Source organism: Chelatococcus composti (assembly GCF_014201415.1).
In the GTDB taxonomy this organism is placed as follows: Bacteria; Pseudomonadota; Alphaproteobacteria; order Rhizobiales; family Beijerinckiaceae; genus Chelatococcus_A; species Chelatococcus_A composti.
In genome coordinates this window covers 62638-78505 of sequence record NZ_JACHEH010000003.1, presented here as the reverse complement: position 1 = coordinate 78505, position 15868 = coordinate 62638, and the positions used below count along the sequence as shown (strand labels likewise).

The window sequence follows — 15868 nt, the reverse complement described above, 5'->3', positions numbered from 1 at the left end:
CCTCAGATGCTTGTTGTGGTCGTGGAAGCCGCCCCTTCGACCGGGGCGGTGATCGATCTTGCCATGTGGATGACCGTCCGGTCGGGCCGCACGTCCTCGCGCTCGATCGCGAAGCCCTTGCGGCCGTACCAGGCGATGTTCCGCTTGAGCGGCGCGCCCGTGTAGAGCCGGGCGACAGGCCGCTTCAGCGCCGCCGCGCGGGCCAGCGCTGCCTCGAGCAGGCGGTTGCCGATGCCGCGCCCCTGCGCATGGGGGGCGACAGCGATGCTCTCGATGAGCAGATCATCCTGCCGTGGCTCCAGGATGAGCGCACCGTCGAGCCGGCCTTCCTCCTCGAGCAGCCAGACCTCGTTGGTCGCGAGCACAGTGCCGTAGTCCCACAGGAGCGGGATGGGCTCGACCCCGAGGATCTCACGGTTGCGCGCGTAGGAAGCGGCCTGCAGCGCCTCGAGCGCGGCGCGGTCCGCAAGGCTCGCGCGGCGCAGGCCCGAGGGCAGCGTGAGTGCGTTGTAGGCGGAGAGGCTCACGCGCTGGCGCCCCCCGGCGTCGAAGTTCTCCGGTGCGAGCCAGGCCTCGAAGGCGCGCTTGCGCACCGGCCATTCACTGTCGAGCATGGAGAACCAGGCCGTGTCCCGGTTCCTGCCCTTGACGATCATGTGCTGGCGGAAGACCCCCTCGAAGCTGAAGCCGAAGCGCAGCGCCGCCCGCCGGGAAGCGGCGTTGAGGGCATTGCACTTCCACTCGAAGCGGCGGTAGCCGAGATCCTCGAAGACGTGACGCCCGAGGAGGAAGATCGCCTCGGTTGCCGCGCGGGTGCGTTGCAGCGCCGGCGAGAAGACGATGTGCCCCACCTCGACGACCCCATGGGCGGGACGGACCTCCATCAGCGTCACGAGGCCGACGGCCCGGCCCGTGCCCCGGTCGATCACGGTGAAGTAGAACGGGTCGCTCAGCTCCTCCCGCCCCCCGAGCCACAGGGCAAAGGCCTTCTCGTCCGCGAAGGGACCGTAGGACATATAGTCCCACAGGCTGTCGTGGCCGGCGAAGGCTGCCCAGAGGTCTCCAGCATGGCGCCTGGCGTCGAGAGGCGCGACAACCACCGTCTGCCCCACGTGCTCGCGGCGCACCGGCAGGCCGCGCGCCGGGCCAACGACGGGTGCATTCATCGCCTCGGCCTCCTGCCACGGGCAAGATCGTCGCGGAAGAAGCCGTTGATCTCGTCGAAGGGCACCGCCGGCGCGAGCGCGTCGAAGCGCCCCGTCGTCGCGACCTGGCGCGCAGCCTGCATGAAGGCCTGCCACGCGACACGGCACAGGGCCGAGCCGCCGCTCAGCCGCTTAACGCCAAGCGCCGCGAAATCGTCAAGCCCCATCGTCGTGCCCGCGGGGATGAGCACGTTGACGGGCTTGGGCGCGACAGCCTCGACGATGGCGCGGATCTCCTCCGGCGTCCGGCAGCCGGGAGCATAGAGGCAGTCGGCCCCGGCCTCGGAATAGGCAACAAGCCGGCGGATGGCCTCGTCGAGCGGCGCCTCATGGCCGACGAGCCAGCACTCAGCCCTGGCCGTCAGCACGACGCCCTTGCCGGCCTCGTCGATGGCCGCCCGTGCCGCCGCGATCCGCTCCTTGGCCAGGGACAGCTCGTAAAGCGGGCGGGACCGCTCGCCCGTCGCATCCTCTATGGAGAGACCGGCGACACCTGTCTCCACGCACAGCCGCACGTTCTTGGCGAGATCGCCGGGCTCATGGGCATAGCCCGACTCGAAGTCGGCATTCACCGGCACGTCGACAGCCTGAACGATCTCACGGATATGCGCCAGCATCAGATCACGCGGAACGGCCCAGTCGGTATCCGGGAAGCCCTGCGAGAAGGCGACGCCGGCACTCGTCGTGGCCAGCGCCTTGAAGCCGAGGCTCTGCAGGAAGCGGGCGGTGCCCACATCCCACGGATTCGGCATGATGAAGGCGCCGCCGGCCTCGTGCAGCCGGCGGAAGATGTGACGGCGGTCGTGGATGGAGCTCACTGCTCTCTCCTTCAGGAAGGGCGAGCCGGGTGAGAACAACGTCAGTGGTTGTCGCGCGGCACCCCGAAGGTTTGCGAAACCTTCTGATATTTCACCGCCGGCTTGAGCACCATGCCCTCCGAGAGCTGGTCCACCATCGAACGCTGGATCTCCTGCCACGGCGTCTGGCTGGGCGGATAGGGATAGCCGCCGTTCTTCTCCAGCTCTGCCCGACGGGCGGCCAGCTCCTCGTCGGAGATGAGAATGTCGGCCCTGCCCTTGCGCAGGTCGATACGCACCCGATCGCCGGTCCTGACCAGGGCCAGGCCGCCGCCAGCCGCCGCCTCGGGTGAGGCATTGAGGATGGACGGCGAGCCCGACGTGCCGGACTGGCGCCCGTCGCCGACGCAGGGCAGCGAGGTGATGCCCTTCTTCAGCAGGTAGTCGGGCGCCTGCATGTTCACGACCTCGGCCGCCCCCGGATAGCCGATGGGCCCGGCCCCGCGCATGAAGAGGATGCAGTGCTCGTCGATGCCGAGCGCCGGGTCGTCGATGCGCTTGTGGTAGTCCTCCGGGCCGTCGAAGACGATCGCCCTCCCCTCGAAGGCGTCGGGATCGTCGGGGTTCGAGAGGTAGCGGTCGCGGAACTCCTTGGAGATCACGCTCGTCTTCATGATCGCCGAATCGAACAGGTTGCCCTTGAGCACGATGAAGCCGGCATCCTGCATCAGGGCATTGTCGAAGGTGCGGATCACGTCGCGATCCTCGGCCTCCCGGCCGCGGCAGTTCTCGCCGATGGTCTTGCCGTTGACGGTCAGCGCGTTCTCGTGGATGAGCCCGTGCTTCATCAGCTCGTTGATCACTGCCGGCACGCCGCCGGCGCGGTGATATTCCTCGCCGAGATACTTGCCGGCCGGCTGCAGGTTGACGAGCAGCGGCACCTTGTGCCCCACCCGCTCCCAGTCCTCCACCGTCAGCGGCACGCCGATGTGCCGGGCAATGGCGTTGATGTGGATGGGCGCATTGGTCGAGCCGCCAATGGCCGAATTGACCACGATGGCGTTCTCGAAGGCCTCGCGCGTCAGAATGTCAGACGGCTTCAGGTCCTCCCACACCATCTCCACGATGCGCTTGCCGGTCTCGTAGGCGATCTGCCCGCGCTCGCGGTAGGGGGCGGGAATGGCGGCGCAGCCGGGCAGGCTCATGCCAAGCGCCTCGGCAAGCGAGTTCATGGTCGAGGCCGTGCCCATGGTGTTGCAATGGCCGACCGACGGCGCCGACGACGAGACGAGTTCGATGAACTTCTCATAGTCGATCTTGCCCTCGGCCAATAGCTCGCGTGCCTTCCACACGATGGTGCCGGAGCCCGTGCGCTCGCCGCGGAACCAGCCGTTGAGCATCGGCCCGCCCGAGAGCACGATGGCAGGGATGTTGACGGTCGCCGCAGCCATGAGGCAGGCCGGGGTCGTCTTGTCGCAACCCGTGGTCAGCACCACGCCGTCGAGCGGATAGCCGTAGAGCACCTCCACGAGGCCGAGATAGGCGAGGTTGCGGTCGAGCGAGGCTGTCGGGCGCTTGCCCGTCTCCTGGATGGGATGGACCGGGAATTCCATGGCCACGCCACCGGCAGCCCGGATGCCCTCGCGCACGCGCTGCGCCAGCTCCAGATGGTGGCGGTTGCAGGGCGAAAGGTCCGAGCCTGTCTGGGCGATGCCGATGATCGGCTTGCCGGACTGCAGCTCCTCCCGCGTCAGGCCATAGTTGAGGTAACGCTCGAGATAGAGCGCGGTCATGCCCGGATTGTCGGGATTGTCGAACCAGAGGCGCGACCGCAGCTTTGACTTGTCTCGGGTTTGCGCAGACATGGCGTTGTCCTTCCCCGTTCCCGGCCCTTTTGAAAAGGCACTATAAAACGATTTAGCCGTTTGATTTCCCTGCCAGCATCGCCCTAAATGCAGCGGAAAATCAATCGCCGGACCGATGCATTGGAGGCAGGGCTCCGTTGTCTCACACTGGCAGCGGACGGGGAATGGAGGCTTGGCAAGCGATCACGGGGGGCGGGCGCCCCAGTCATGAAGCTCCTTGCGGCAGCGGTGGCCACCGGCGCGCTCGCGTTCGCGGGACAGGCGCTCGCGGCCTGCCCAGAGCGGCCGCCGTGCCGCGGCTGCGGCTGCAAGGGCGGCCCCGGCTATCGCGGCCCGGACGGCCGCTGCGTCGGCTTCCGCGACCTCGCCAGGGTCTGCGGACCGCAGCCGGAGCTCAGATGCACCTTCGAGAACGCCCCGGGCGCCGGCGCCAACCGCGACTGTGCCCTTGGCAGATGAAAGACCAACCAGGACGCCAACTGAACAGGCAGGGAGTGAGAATGCCCAGGATCGTCGACGCCTTCGGGCGCATCGGAGAGGAGAATGCCTTCGCCGTGCTGGCGCGCGCCACGGCGCTCGCCGCCGAGGGGCGCGACATCATCAACCTCGGCATCGGCCAGCCGGACTTCCCGACACCGCCCCACATCGTCGAGGCGGCGGTGAAGGCCCTGCGCGACGGGCACCACGGCTACACCCCGGCCACCGGCATCCTGCCGCTGCGCGAGGGCGTTGCTGCCGACATCCACCGGCGCCTTGGCGTATCGGTCTCGCCGGAAGAGGTGCTGATCGTGCCCGGCGGCAAGGTCACCATGTTCATGGCGATCCTCATGTTCGGCGAGCCGGGGGCCGAGATCCTCTATCCCGACCCGGGCTTCCCTATCTACCGGTCGATGATCGAGTTCACCGGTGCCAAGCCCGTGCCGGTGCCGATCCGCGAGGAGAACGGCTTTGCCTTCTCTGCCGAGGAGACCCTGTCGCTGATCACGCCGCGCACGCGGCTCGTCATCCTCAACTCCCCTGCCAACCCCACCGGCGGCGTCACGCCCAGGGCGAAGGTCGAGAAGCTCGTGGCGGGGCTTGCCGCCCATCCGCACGTGGCCGTGCTGTCGGACGAGATCTACGGCCAGATGACCTACGACGGCGAGGAGCACGTATCGCTGCTCGCCTATCCGCAGATCCGCGACCGGCTGATCTTGCTCGACGGCTGGTCGAAGACCTACGCCATGACCGGCTGGCGCATGGGCTACTCGGTCTGGCCGAAGCCCTTCTACGAGGCGGCGCGCAAGCTGGCCGTCAACTCCTATTCCTGCGTCAACGCCGCCGCCCAATGGGCCGGTCTCGCCGCCCTCACCGGCCCGCAGGACTGCGTGCGCGAGATGGTGGCCGAGTTCGACCGACGGCGGAAAGTCGTCGTAGAGGGGCTCAACAAGCTGCCCGGCGTCTCCTGCGCCACGCCCAAGGGCGCCTTCTACGCCTTCCCGAACATCTCGCGCACGGGCTGGAAGGCCAAGGCGCTCGCCTCCGCCCTTCTCGAGGAGGCGGGCGTCGCCGTCATCGGCGGGCCGGACTTCGGCGTCCACGGCGAGGGTTTCATCCGCCTCTCCTACGCCAACTCCACGGAGAACATCCTGAAGGCGCTGGAGCGCATGGGCGACTTCCTCGCCTCGCACAAGGCGGCCTAGGCGCGGCAGCAGCCTGCCTGCCCCGGACGGCCGCATCCGCAAGGCGCGGCGCGGCGCGTCCGGGGTGGCCTGCCCTCAGGCCTTGGCCGCCGTCGCCGCCGCGTCGATGTGGGCGATGAGCGCCCTGTCGAGACCGAGCGCATCCCCGAGCTGGGCGAGAAAGGCCTTCTCCTCCGGGGTGTCCGGCTCGATGGCGAGGCGCGCGGCCGTGTAGATCTCGCTCGCCAGCTCCGGCGTGCGGGCGGCGGAGGCAAGCGTCGTGATCGAGGCAGGATTGGCGAACTCGCTGTCGAGGAACTGCGTTGCCTCGATGTCGAAGCCGGCCTGCTTCAGCCCGCCGATGATGCGGCCGCGCTCCTGGGTGTCGATGTGCCCGTCCGCAGCGGCGGCGGCGATCATCGCCCTCAGCAGCACCAGCGCCGTGTCCTGGGACGCCGAATCCGCGCTGAAGGGCGACTGCGAGGGCGGCGCCAGCATCGGCGTCCCGCCATCGGCCTGCGTGGCAGCGGATGCGGCCGGCTGCTGCCCGGCCTTCCAGTTGCGATAGGCGGTGTAGGCGAGGCCGCCGATCAGCGCAAGGCCGCCGAGCTTCGCGGCCGAGCCGGCCAGCTTGCGGCCGGATTTCGAGCCCATGAGCAGCCCCGCAAGCCCGCCGATGACGGCGCTCGTCGCCATGTTGCCCTGCGGGGTGTTGAGATAGCCCATCGCCTTTTCCGCGATGTTGCCGCCAGCGCCCGCCCCGCCGGTGAACTGCCCGAGCACGTCGTTCAGCATGTTTCCGAGGCCGGCATCGGCCGGCTTGCCATGGCTGCCAGCAGCAGCCGAACCGACCAGCGCATCGAGAAGCTTCTTGGCGTCGAACATCCCCTCTCTCCCTGTTGCGGGCGCTGCTCGCCGCCCTCTCTTCCCGGCAGGTAGGAAGAGCCGGCGACGATTGCCAGATGGCCCTTGCGCCGAACGATGACAAATCGCCCGGCCCCGACTCGCGCGCCCTCGCCGCGACAGGTCGTCAACGGCGACCGGCCGATGCCTTCCATGCCGTGCGCCCGACCTTCCGAACGCACGCGGGACGCTCGGATCGAGAGGATATCGTTACCGACGCGGGCGGGCTCGCCAAGACCCGCGATGACGGGGCCTGAAAATGCCTCGCGGCGCGAGGGCCGCGAGGCACTGCGACTACTCTGCCGGCGTCGCGCCGGCAGCAGGGGTACCGCTTGCGCCAGCCTTGCGCTCGCGGCGGCGGGCGCGGCGCTCGTCACGCCAGGCGGAGAAGTTGGCGATCGCCATCAGCGCAGCCGGCGTGACAATGAGCGTCAGGATCGTCGCGAAGCCGAGGCCGAAGACGATGGCGGTCGACAGGTGCACCCACCACTGCGTCGACGGCGCGCCGACGAAGACGTCGCGGTTGACGAAGTCGATGTTGACGCCGAACGCGATGGCCGCCACGCCGAGCACCGCCGTCACCGCCGTCAGCACCACCGGCCGCGCACGCTCCCGACAGGTCTCGATGATGGCGTCGTAGGGCGCCCAGCCCTCGCGCCGCAGCCGGTCATAGGTGTCAATGAGAACGATGTTGTTGTTCACGATGACACCCGCGTTGGCGATGATGCCAATACCGGTCATGACGACGCCGAAGGCCTGGCCCATGACGAGGAGGCCGACGAGCACACCGATGGTCGACAGGACAACCGCGGTCAGGACCAGGAAGACGCTGGTGAACTTGTTGAACTGCGCCAGCAGCACAGCGAAGATGAGGAACAGGGCCGCGCCGAAGGCCTTCATCAGGAAGGCGCCGGCCTTCTCGCGCTCCTCGTCCTCGCCCTTCATCTTGAAGGCGATGCCCTCGCCGAAGTTCTCCTTCGCGAGCGCCTCCATCACCGCCTGCTGAACCTGGGCGGTCTGCACGCCCTCGGCAACGTTGGCCGTCACCGTCACGACGCGCTGTCCGTTGACGCGGTTGATGAGGCCCACCTTCTGCTCCGGCACGCGCGTGACGAAGTTGCCGATCGGCACATAACCCGAGGGCGTGTTCATCCGCAGGTCATCGAGCTGGTCGATGCTGCGCCGGTTCTCCGGGAAGCGCACGAGGATGTCGACTGACTTGTCGGTGTGGTCGGGCCTGTACTCGGCCACCTTCACGCCGTTGGTAACGAGCTGCACGGCGGTGCCGACCGAGGCGGGATTGGCGCCGTACTTGGCGGCCTCTGCCTGGTTCACGTCGAGCCGCCAGTCGATGCCCGGCAGGGGCAGGCCGTCATCGACGTCGCGCGTGTCGGGCATGGCGCGCAGCATCTCGGCCACGCGCGCCGCCGTGGGAAAGAGCTTGTCGGGATCGAGCGAGGTGATCTGCAGCGTGATGGGTTTGCCCGTCGGCGGCCCGGCCGCCGGCTTCGTCACCTCGATGATCACGCCCGGAATGTGCGCCGTCTTGCGGCGGATCTCCTCCATGATGACCGAGGCGGGACGGCGCTGGCGCCAGTCGACGAACTCGAACTGGATGGTGCCGACCGTATCCTCGGTGACCTCGTTGGAGCCGCGCTGGCCCTCGCCGGCGCGGGCATAGACAGTCTCCAGCTCCTCCATGTCGAGGAGCGTCTGCTCGACCTGCCGTACCAGCGCATCCTTCTCCGCGATGGAGAGGTTGCCGCGCGCACGCACCTGCACGAGCGCATAGTCAGGCTCCACCTCGGGGAAAAACTCGACGCCGTTGCCGTAGCGCGCATAGGCTTGGATCACGCCGATGAGCAGCAGCACCGCCAGGCCGAGCGTCGCCAGCGGATGGCGCAGGGCGAGGCGCACCGTGCGCATGTAGAAGCCACGGTCGGCGGCGCGCTCGTCCTTGACCTCGGTGGCACGGCCCATGAGGGCACCGAGCGTCGGGGTGAAGAAGAGGGCGACCGCCAGGGAGGCCGACAGCGTCGCGATGAGCGTCAGCGGCAGGTATTTCATGAACTCGCCGACGACGCCGGGCCAGAACATCAGCGGCGAGAAGGCGGCGATGCGCGTCGCCGTGGCGGCGATCACCGGCCCTGCCATGCGCTTGGCGGCCATCGAATAGGCGGCCTTGGCCGGCATGCCCTCCGCCATGCGCCGCTCGGCGAACTCCGACACGATGATGGCATCGTCCACAAGCATGCCCACGGCGAGGATGAGCGAGAACAGCACGACGATGTTCACCGTCAGCCCGGCAAGCTGCAGCCCGAGGATACCGGTGAGAAACGATGCCGGAATGGCGATGCCGATGAAAATCGACGCCCGGCCGCCGAGCGAAAAGAGCATGATGACGACGACCAGCAGAACGGCGGTGATGACGCTGTTCTGCAGCTCGTGCAGCATCGAGCGGATGTCTTTCGACTTGTCCTGTGTGAAGGTGACCTCGACGGTCTCGGGCCAGGTCTTCTGCAGGTCGAGCACCGTCTTCTTGACCGCGTCCACCGTCTCGATGAGGTTGGCGCCGGTGCGCTTGACGATCTCGAGCGTCATTGCCGGCTTGCCGTTGATGCGCGTGATGGAGGTCGGGTCCTTGAAGGTCGGCCGCACCTCGGCCACGTCGCCAAGCGTGACGACGGCGGACGGCGTCGCAGCCACGGGGATCTTCAGCACGTCCTCCGGCCGCTCGATCAGTGAGGGAACCTTCACGGCAAAGCGCCCCGAGGCGCTCTCGATGGCACCGGCAGCGACGAGGCTGTTGCCGGCTGAGAAAGACTGGACCAGCGTATCGAGCGAGATGCCGTAGCTCTTCATCAGCATCGGCTCGGCGATGATTTCCACCACCTCGTCGCGCGCGCCGCGCAGATCGGCCGAGAGCACGCCCGGCACCTGCTCGATCGCCGTCTCGGCCTGGCGTGCGAGCTGAAGTAGCGTCCGCTCCGGCACGTTGCCGCCGAGCGCCACCACAAGGACAGGGAACAGCGAGAGATTGACCTCCTGCACCTTCGGCTCGTCTGCCTCGCGCGGCAGGTCGCTCTTGGCGTCGTCCACCTTGGCGCGCACATCGGCGAGCGCGGCGTTGGAGTCGAAGCCGGCCTCGAACTCCACGAGCACGTAACCGCCGCCCTCGAAGGCGGCCGCCCGCATCTCCTTGATGTGCGAGACCGACTTCAGCTGCGTCTCGAGCGGCCGCAGGATGAGCCGCTCGGCATCCTGCGGGCTGATGCCGCGCTGGGTCACGCTGACGTAGATGATCGGGACCTTGACGTCCGGCTCAGCCTCCTTGGGGATCGAGAGATAGGCCGAAAAGCCCGCGATGAGCAGGAACGCGAGCGTCGCAAGCGTGAGCCTGGCGTGGGAGATGGCATAATCGACAGGATTGGCCATGGGCCCGGTCCCCGAACGTTGCGGCGGAGAGGCCGCTCGCGCCGCTCCGCGGTAAAGATGCATGGTGCCCGGGCACCTGCCGGCGGCCCGGAGCGGGAAGGCGTCGGCCTCAGCCCTTGCCGATCACCGTCGCCGACGCCTCGACGGGCGTCACGCGCTGGCCTTCCTTGACGAAATCCTGGCCTTGCACGATGACGCGCTGCCCCGTCTCGAGGCCGCCCAGCCACACATGGTCAAGCCCGTCCTCGACGATCCTGACAGGTACGAAAGCCACCACGTCACCGGCGCCGACGACCCGCACCCCGAGGCGCCCCTCGGCCGAGAAGGTCAGTGCCGAGCGCGGCACATGGGCCGCCGGCTCGGGCGCAAGCTCGAGGATGACGTCGCAGGTCACGCCGTCCGGCAGCCGCCCGTCGGGATTGGCGAGCTCGATGTCGACGCGGTAGGTGCGCGTCTGCGCGCTCGCCGCCGCCGAGATGAAGCGCACACGCCCCTCGGCCTCGACGCCGTTCACCGTCTTGACCTTCGCGGTATCGCCCACCGCGATGCCGCCGAGCTGGCGCTCGGCGATCTCGACCACGGCGAGCATAGGATCGAGGCCGATGATCTCGGCCACCTTGGCGCCGATCTGCAGGGGCTGGCCGGTCTCGACAGGCACGTCGATGACCATGCCGTCGATGGGCGCGCGCACCTTGTTCTTGCTCAGCTCCGTCTCCGCTTGGGCGAGCGAGGCCTCCGCCGCGCGCAGCTCGGCCTCGAGCTGCGGTTTCTGCAGGGGGGCGAGGTTGCCCTGCTCGATGAGCTTGAGGCGTGCCCTGAGCTCCGTACGCCGCTGCTCCAGCTTGGCCTTGGCCTGCGCCACCAGCGCCTCGCGCGCCTCGTCGGAGATGACAGCGAGAATGTCGCCGGTCTTGACCTGCGCGCCGCGCCGCACGTTGAGCTGCTCGATGGTGCCGTCGGCGCGCGCGATGACAGTGACGCGACGGTCGGCTTCCGTGCGTCCAGACAGGACGATGCGGCGCGCGTGATTCTCCACCGTCACCGGCAGGACAGCGACGCGGAAGAGCGACTGCTCCTGCGTCTCGGCCTGGGGAGCCAGCGCCGCCGTCTGCTCGCCGTCGCGGCCGAACACGCCGGATCCGATCCACGCGATGGCACCGAGCAGGATGACGAAGGCAAGAACTCGACTCGGCTTCATGAGGACGCCCCCGCGTCGCTGACGCCTTGCGACAGGGTGATGTGCCCCTTCAGCAAGGCGCCGATGATTGACAGAACATGACCGACCTCCCGTCCGGCATCGAAGTCCGGCAGGGTGGCCCGACGCACGAACAGCCCATCGGCGAGCGTCGCGATCAGCACGGCTATGTCCCGCGCCTCGTTGAGCCGCGAGACAGAGCCGTTCTCCTGCGCAGCGGCGATCATGTCCGTCAGGTGTCCGATGAGATCGCCCTCGAACTCCTGCACCGTCGCCGCCACCTCGCGGTTGCGGGTCGCCTCCGCCCAGATCTCGAGGCCAAGGATCGCCCTTTCGCGCGGCTCCTCCTCGAAATGCTTGCGCCCCAGCTCGCGGAAGGCGGCGATGAAATCATCCCCCGGCCCGATGACGGACAGGTCCGACGCCATCTGCGCCCTGTCCCGCTCCGCAAGACCCGCGACGATGGCGTCCTTGGAGCGGAAATAGCGGTAGAGGTTGCCGGCGCTCATGCCCGCCTCGGCGGCAACGTCCTGCATCGTCGTGCGATGAAAGCCGCTGCGGACGAAGCACCGTTCGGCGGCATCGAGAATGCGCGCGCGCCTGTCGGCGTTCGCGTCGTTCCCGGCAGGTCTCTCCCATTCGTCGTTACGCAAACTGCACCCGATGAGAATGAACGTTCATTCTCATATGAATCGGCGCGCTTCCGGTGTCAAGCGGGGATGCGCTTGCCCGGCGATCGCGGCGGCATCGTGGCCAAGCTGGAAAGGCGCCCGGCAAGGGGCGCCTTTCCAATCAGACTGCGCGAAAGCTCAAGCGGCACGGCGATCGTGCCGTCCCTCGCGGATCTCCTCGGCCAGCTTGCTGCAGAAGGCGTCGAGGTCACCGGGATTGCGGCTCGTGACGAGGCCCTGGTCGGTGACCACCGCGCTGTCCTCCCACTTGCCGCCGGCGTTGATGACGTCGGTCTTGATGGACCTGTAGGAGGTGACGCGGCGGCCGCGGACGATGTCGGCCTCGATCAGCAGCCACGGCGCATGGCAGATGGCGCCGATCACCTTCTTGTCCGCCCAGAAGCGGCGGAGGAAGGCGAGCGCCTTCTCCTCCACCCGCAGCAGGTCGGGATTGATCTGGCCGCCGGGCAGCACCAGCGCGTCGTAATCCTCGGGCCGGGCTTCGTCGAGCGTCCTGTCGACCGGCACGGGCCGGCCCCAGTCGTCGCCGTCCCAGCCCGTGATCTCGCCGGCCTTGAGAGAAACCACATCGACTTCGGCACCTGCCTCGCGCAGCCTGTCGCGCGGCACCTCGAGCTCCGACTGCTCGAAGCCGTCGGTGGCGAGGATGGCGACTCGCTTGCCGGAAATGTCCTGCATCCGTCTTCTCCGTTCGTTGTGGGGACAGCCCCCAACGAAGCGCGACGGCCTTCGTTCCGACGCCGGGGAGAAGAGGAGCGGCAGACCGGGCGGCGCCGGCCTCAGCCAGCGCCGGGGGCCGCCGCGCGCCGGCTGGCGAAAAACTGGCGCAGGACGATGGGGCTCGCGACAGCGATGCCGGCGAGCGTGCTCGGCAGCCCCGGTGCCGCGGTGGGCAGCGCCGCAAGGCCGATGACCCACCGCTCCCAGCCTGCGAGCGGGGCAAGCCCGTAACCCGCGAAGGCCGCCGAAAGCAGCGTGATGCCGACGATGCAGCCGGCCGTCGTCATCAGGAAATCGGGCCAGTTGAAGCCTTGCGTAACGATGAGCATGGACGGGCCGTAGACGAAGACGAAGGGCACCATCACCTTGCCGAGCGCCAGCCGGAAGGCCGTGTTGCCCGTGCGGAAGGGATCCGCGCCCGCCATGCTGGCGCCTGCATAGGCCGCCAGCGCCACGGGCGGTGTCACGTCCGCCAGCACGCCGTAGTAGAAGACGAAGAAGTGCGCGACGATGGGCTCGATGCTGAAGAGCGCGAGCGTCGGCGCCGCCACCGTCACCATGATGATGTAGTTGGCCGTCGTCGGCACGCCGCAGCCGAGCAGGATGCAGACGACGCCGGTCAGCACCAGGGTGAAGAAGAGCGTCAGCCCCTTCTCGCTCAGCAGTTCGCCGGGTACGACCGACATCACAGCCTGGCCGATCTGCGCCGCAAGGCTCGTGACGATGTACGAGATCTTGAAGCCGACACCCGTCAGCGTGACGACGCCAATGATGATGCCCACGGTTGCCGCCGCCGCGCCGACCGAGATGGCATACTTCGCGCCGACCACGAAGCCGTCGAGGATGTCGATGACAAGCGCCTTGTGCTTCTCGTCGCGCAGCCAGCCGACGACGCCGAGCCCGATGGCAAAGAGCACCATCGGCACGGAGAACCAGAGCTTGGTGACGAATCCGAAGGCCACCGCAAGCACCAGCGCCGCGAAATAGCCCACCGTGATCAACGGTACGCGCGCGAGCCCCACGACCATGCAGGCCGTGATGCCCCAGAAGGCGGCGAGGTAGGGCGTATAGCCCGAGAAAAGGATCGTCAGCAGCGCCGCAAGCGGCATGATCGTCTGCCAGCCCTCGCGCACCACCTTGACCGGGTTGGGCAGCTCGGCCGCGCTCAGTCCGCGCAGCCCGGCCTTCTTCGCCTCGAAATGCACCTGCGTGAACACGCCGTAGAAGTGCATGAAGGCCGGCACCACGGCCGCCAAGATGACGCTGGTGTAGGCGATGCCGAGGAACTCGACCATGAGGAAGGCCGCAGCGCCCATGATGGGCGGCGTGATCTGCCCGCCGGTCGAGGCCGTCGATTCCACCGCCGCCGCGAAATGGCGCGGGTAGCCGAGCCGGATCATGGCCGGAATGGTCAACGAGCCCACGGTCACGGTGTTGGCGATGGACGAGCCGGAGATCATGCCGAAGAGGGCGGAGCCGAAGATCGAGATCTTGGCCGGCCCGCCGGCGTAGCGCCCGGCGAGGCAAGAGGCGAGATCAATGAACAGCTTGCCGAGGCCGATGCGCGTGGCCAGCACGCCGAACAGCACGTAGTGGAAGACATAGGTCGCCACCACGCCGAGCGGAATGCCGTAGATACCCTGGCTCGTGAGATAGAGGTGGTTGACGATGTTCGACCAGGATGCGCCGGGATGCTGGAAGATGCCCGGCATCAGCGCGCCGAAATAGGCGTAGGCCATGAGGCACACCGCGATGATCGGCAGTGGCCAGCCCACACCGCGACGGGTCGCCTCGATGAGCGTGATGATCATCAGCGTGCCCATGGTGACGTCGGTCGTGGTCGGGTTGCCGACGCGGAAGGCGAGATCGCTGAAGATCCACGGCACGTAGAGGCTGGCAGCCACGGCGGCAACGGCGAGGCCCCAGTCGAGCAGCGAGATGCCGCCGGGGCGCCACCACTGCGACGGCGCCACCTTGTCCTGGTCGGACTTGCGGGCGGCGAAAACGAGGAAGATGAGGCCGACGACGAAGGCCATGTGGATCCCGCGGTGCGTCGTCTCCCGCAAGAGGCCGAAGCCCGCCGTGTAGTAGTGGAAGCACGACAGCGCGAAGAGCAGTCCCGCCACCAGCCATGCCACCGCGGGCCGCAGCGGGCGGAAACGCATCTCCGGATCGAACTTTTCCTCGAGCGAGCGACTCTCGGTTACGGCGTGGAGGCTTGCTTCGGCCATCGTCGGACCATCCCAGTCGTCGGCGCTTTGCTGCGCCTTGTGTTTTCGCGCGCCGCCCCGACGGGGGCAGCGCCCCTCAAAAAGAAGCCCTCCGCCGGGCGAGGCACCGCTGACCGCGGAACCGGCGGAGGGCCTCTCGATCGAACGGCCCTGTTACTTCAAAAGGCCGGCTTCCTTGTAGTAGCGCTCGGCGCCCGGATGCAGCGGAATGCCCGCGCCGGCGAGTGCCGTCTCCTTGCGGATGAGCTTGCCCTTGGCATGGCCCGCGTCGAGCGCCTGACGGGCCTTGTCGCTCCACAGCGCCTTGGTGATCTCGTAGACGACGTCATCCGGCACCTTGGACGAGGTCACCCACTGCGCACCGACGGCCAGGGTCTCGACCTCACCGACACCCTTGTATGTGTCGGCCGGGATCTTGTCGGCAGCGAAGAACTTGTATTCGCTCATGATCTTCGCAGCGCCCTCGCCGTTGATCGGCACGAGGTCGATGCCGGATGCGCTCGTGGCCGCAAGCTCCGCGATGGCGCTCGTCGGATAGCCGCCGACGAAGAAGAAGGCGTCCATGCCGCCGTCGCGCATCTTCTCGGCGGCCTGGTTCGGCTTCAGGTAGTCCGCCTCGATGTCCTTCTCGGTCAGGCCCCAGCCGCTGAGGATGATCTTGGCGTCGACGAGCGTGCCCGAGCCCGGCTCGTCCAGCGACACCCGCTTGCCCTTGAGGTCGGCGACGGACTTGATGTTCGCCGCCTTGGAGGCGACGAGGTGGATGCTCTCGGGATAGAGGTTGGCGATGAGCCGCAGGACCTCGACCTTGCCCTTGCCCTCGAACAGGCCGGTGCCGGTGTAAGCCCAGTAGGCAACGTCCGCCTGGCTGAAGCCCGATTCGATGGCGCCGGAGGCGATGCCGTTGACGTTGGCCACCGAGCCGTTGGCCGCCTGCGCCGTCACGATGAGGTTGGGCGGATTGGAGACGACATTGGCGATGAGACCGCCAACCGGATAATAGGTGCCGGCGGTGCCGCCCGTGCCGATACGGAAGAAGGCCGGTCCCTGCGCGAAGGCCTCGCGCCCCGCGAGCGCAGCCGCTCCGAGCCCAAGCCCCAGACGCGCAACGTCACGACGCGAAAACAGTTTCTGCATAATCAGTTGCCTCCCGAAATGCGGGCT

The 15868-nt window shown here is 68.0% G+C and carries 12 protein-coding genes; 2 read left to right on the top strand and 10 right to left on the bottom strand.

The genetic code is table 11. The features are described from left to right. Positions 1–2 precede the first annotated feature (2 nt). The 3 genes from HNQ73_RS06605 to HNQ73_RS06595 are packed head-to-tail and all read right to left on the bottom strand — an operon-like array spanning position 3 to position 3867. On the bottom strand, positions 3–1166 hold the full coding sequence (locus tag HNQ73_RS06605; RefSeq protein ID WP_183333539.1) for a GNAT family N-acetyltransferase: 1164 nt from the start codon (positions 1164–1166) through the stop codon (positions 3–5). Next, positions 1163–2023, bottom strand: a complete 861-nt coding sequence (locus HNQ73_RS06600; RefSeq protein WP_183333537.1) for an isocitrate lyase/PEP mutase family protein — start codon at positions 2021–2023, stop codon at positions 1163–1165. Before HNQ73_RS06600 ends, HNQ73_RS06605 begins: the two co-directional genes overlap by 4 nt. A 41-nt stretch (positions 2024–2064) precedes the next feature. After that, the gene (locus HNQ73_RS06595; protein WP_183333535.1) at positions 2065–3867 is read right to left on the bottom strand and encodes an IlvD/Edd family dehydratase; all 1803 of its coding nucleotides are present in this window, start codon (positions 3865–3867) and stop codon (positions 2065–2067) included. Positions 3868–4074: 207 nt separating this feature from the next. Between HNQ73_RS06595 and HNQ73_RS06590 the strand changes: the two genes are divergently transcribed. Continuing rightward, the gene (locus HNQ73_RS06590) at positions 4075–4326 is read left to right on the top strand and encodes a hypothetical protein (RefSeq protein ID WP_183333533.1); all 252 of its coding nucleotides are present in this window, start codon (positions 4075–4077) and stop codon (positions 4324–4326) included. Between the two features lie 41 nt (positions 4327–4367). Beyond that, entirely contained in the window at positions 4368–5549 is a 1182-nt protein-coding gene (locus HNQ73_RS06585; RefSeq protein WP_183333531.1) for a pyridoxal phosphate-dependent aminotransferase, read from the top strand. A gap of 75 nt (positions 5550–5624) precedes the next feature. Here the strand turns inward: HNQ73_RS06585 and HNQ73_RS06580 are convergent, their stop codons facing one another. From HNQ73_RS06580 to HNQ73_RS06550, 7 genes are all read right to left on the bottom strand, one after another. After that, complete coding sequence (locus tag HNQ73_RS06580) at positions 5625–6413, bottom strand: tellurite resistance TerB family protein (protein ID WP_183333529.1); 789 nt, start codon at positions 6411–6413, stop codon at positions 5625–5627. Positions 6414–6725: 312 nt separating this feature from the next. Then, the gene (locus tag HNQ73_RS06575) at positions 6726–9866 is read right to left on the bottom strand and encodes an efflux RND transporter permease subunit (protein WP_183333527.1); all 3141 of its coding nucleotides are present in this window, start codon (positions 9864–9866) and stop codon (positions 6726–6728) included. A gap of 109 nt (positions 9867–9975) precedes the next feature. Next, the gene (locus HNQ73_RS06570) at positions 9976–11064 is read right to left on the bottom strand and encodes an efflux RND transporter periplasmic adaptor subunit (protein WP_183333525.1); all 1089 of its coding nucleotides are present in this window, start codon (positions 11062–11064) and stop codon (positions 9976–9978) included. Next, complete coding sequence (locus HNQ73_RS06565; protein ID WP_183333523.1) at positions 11061–11714, bottom strand: TetR/AcrR family transcriptional regulator; 654 nt, start codon at positions 11712–11714, stop codon at positions 11061–11063. Before HNQ73_RS06565 ends, HNQ73_RS06570 begins: the two co-directional genes overlap by 4 nt. A gap of 156 nt (positions 11715–11870) precedes the next feature. Then, the gene (locus HNQ73_RS06560) at positions 11871–12431 is read right to left on the bottom strand and encodes a type 1 glutamine amidotransferase domain-containing protein (RefSeq protein ID WP_183333522.1); all 561 of its coding nucleotides are present in this window, start codon (positions 12429–12431) and stop codon (positions 11871–11873) included. Between the two features lie 101 nt (positions 12432–12532). After that, positions 12533–14704, bottom strand: coding sequence for a TRAP transporter permease (locus HNQ73_RS06555; RefSeq protein ID WP_183333520.1), 2172 nt, complete (start codon positions 14702–14704; stop codon positions 12533–12535). A gap of 153 nt (positions 14705–14857) precedes the next feature. Then, on the bottom strand, positions 14858–15841 hold the full coding sequence (locus tag HNQ73_RS06550) for a TAXI family TRAP transporter solute-binding subunit (protein ID WP_183333518.1): 984 nt from the start codon (positions 15839–15841) through the stop codon (positions 14858–14860). Between the last annotated feature and the right edge of the window lie 27 nt (positions 15842–15868).

Bases quoted from the DNA above. Each gene is read 5' to 3' on its own strand.
- HNQ73_RS06595 (WP_183333535.1), bottom strand. From the start codon at position 3,867: ATGTCTGCGCAAACCCGAGACAAGTCAAAGCTGCGGTCGCGCCTCTGG.
- HNQ73_RS06570 (WP_183333525.1), bottom strand. From the start codon at position 11,064: ATGAAGCCGAGTCGAGTTCTTGCCTTCGTCATCCTGCTCGGTGCCATC.
- HNQ73_RS06590 (WP_183333533.1), top strand. From the start codon at position 4,075: ATGAAGCTCCTTGCGGCAGCGGTGGCCACCGGCGCGCTCGCGTTCGCG.
- HNQ73_RS06575 (WP_183333527.1), bottom strand. From the start codon at position 9,866: ATGGCCAATCCTGTCGATTATGCCATCTCCCACGCCAGGCTCACGCTT.
- HNQ73_RS06605 (WP_183333539.1), bottom strand. From the start codon at position 1,166: ATGAATGCACCCGTCGTTGGCCCGGCGCGCGGCCTGCCGGTGCGCCGC.
- HNQ73_RS06560 (WP_183333522.1), bottom strand. From the start codon at position 12,431: ATGCAGGACATTTCCGGCAAGCGAGTCGCCATCCTCGCCACCGACGGC.
- HNQ73_RS06555 (WP_183333520.1), bottom strand. From the start codon at position 14,704: ATGGCCGAAGCAAGCCTCCACGCCGTAACCGAGAGTCGCTCGCTCGAG.
- HNQ73_RS06550 (WP_183333518.1), bottom strand. From the start codon at position 15,841: ATGCAGAAACTGTTTTCGCGTCGTGACGTTGCGCGTCTGGGGCTTGGG.
- HNQ73_RS06580 (WP_183333529.1), bottom strand. From the start codon at position 6,413: ATGTTCGACGCCAAGAAGCTTCTCGATGCGCTGGTCGGTTCGGCTGCT.
- HNQ73_RS06585 (WP_183333531.1), top strand. From the start codon at position 4,368: ATGCCCAGGATCGTCGACGCCTTCGGGCGCATCGGAGAGGAGAATGCC.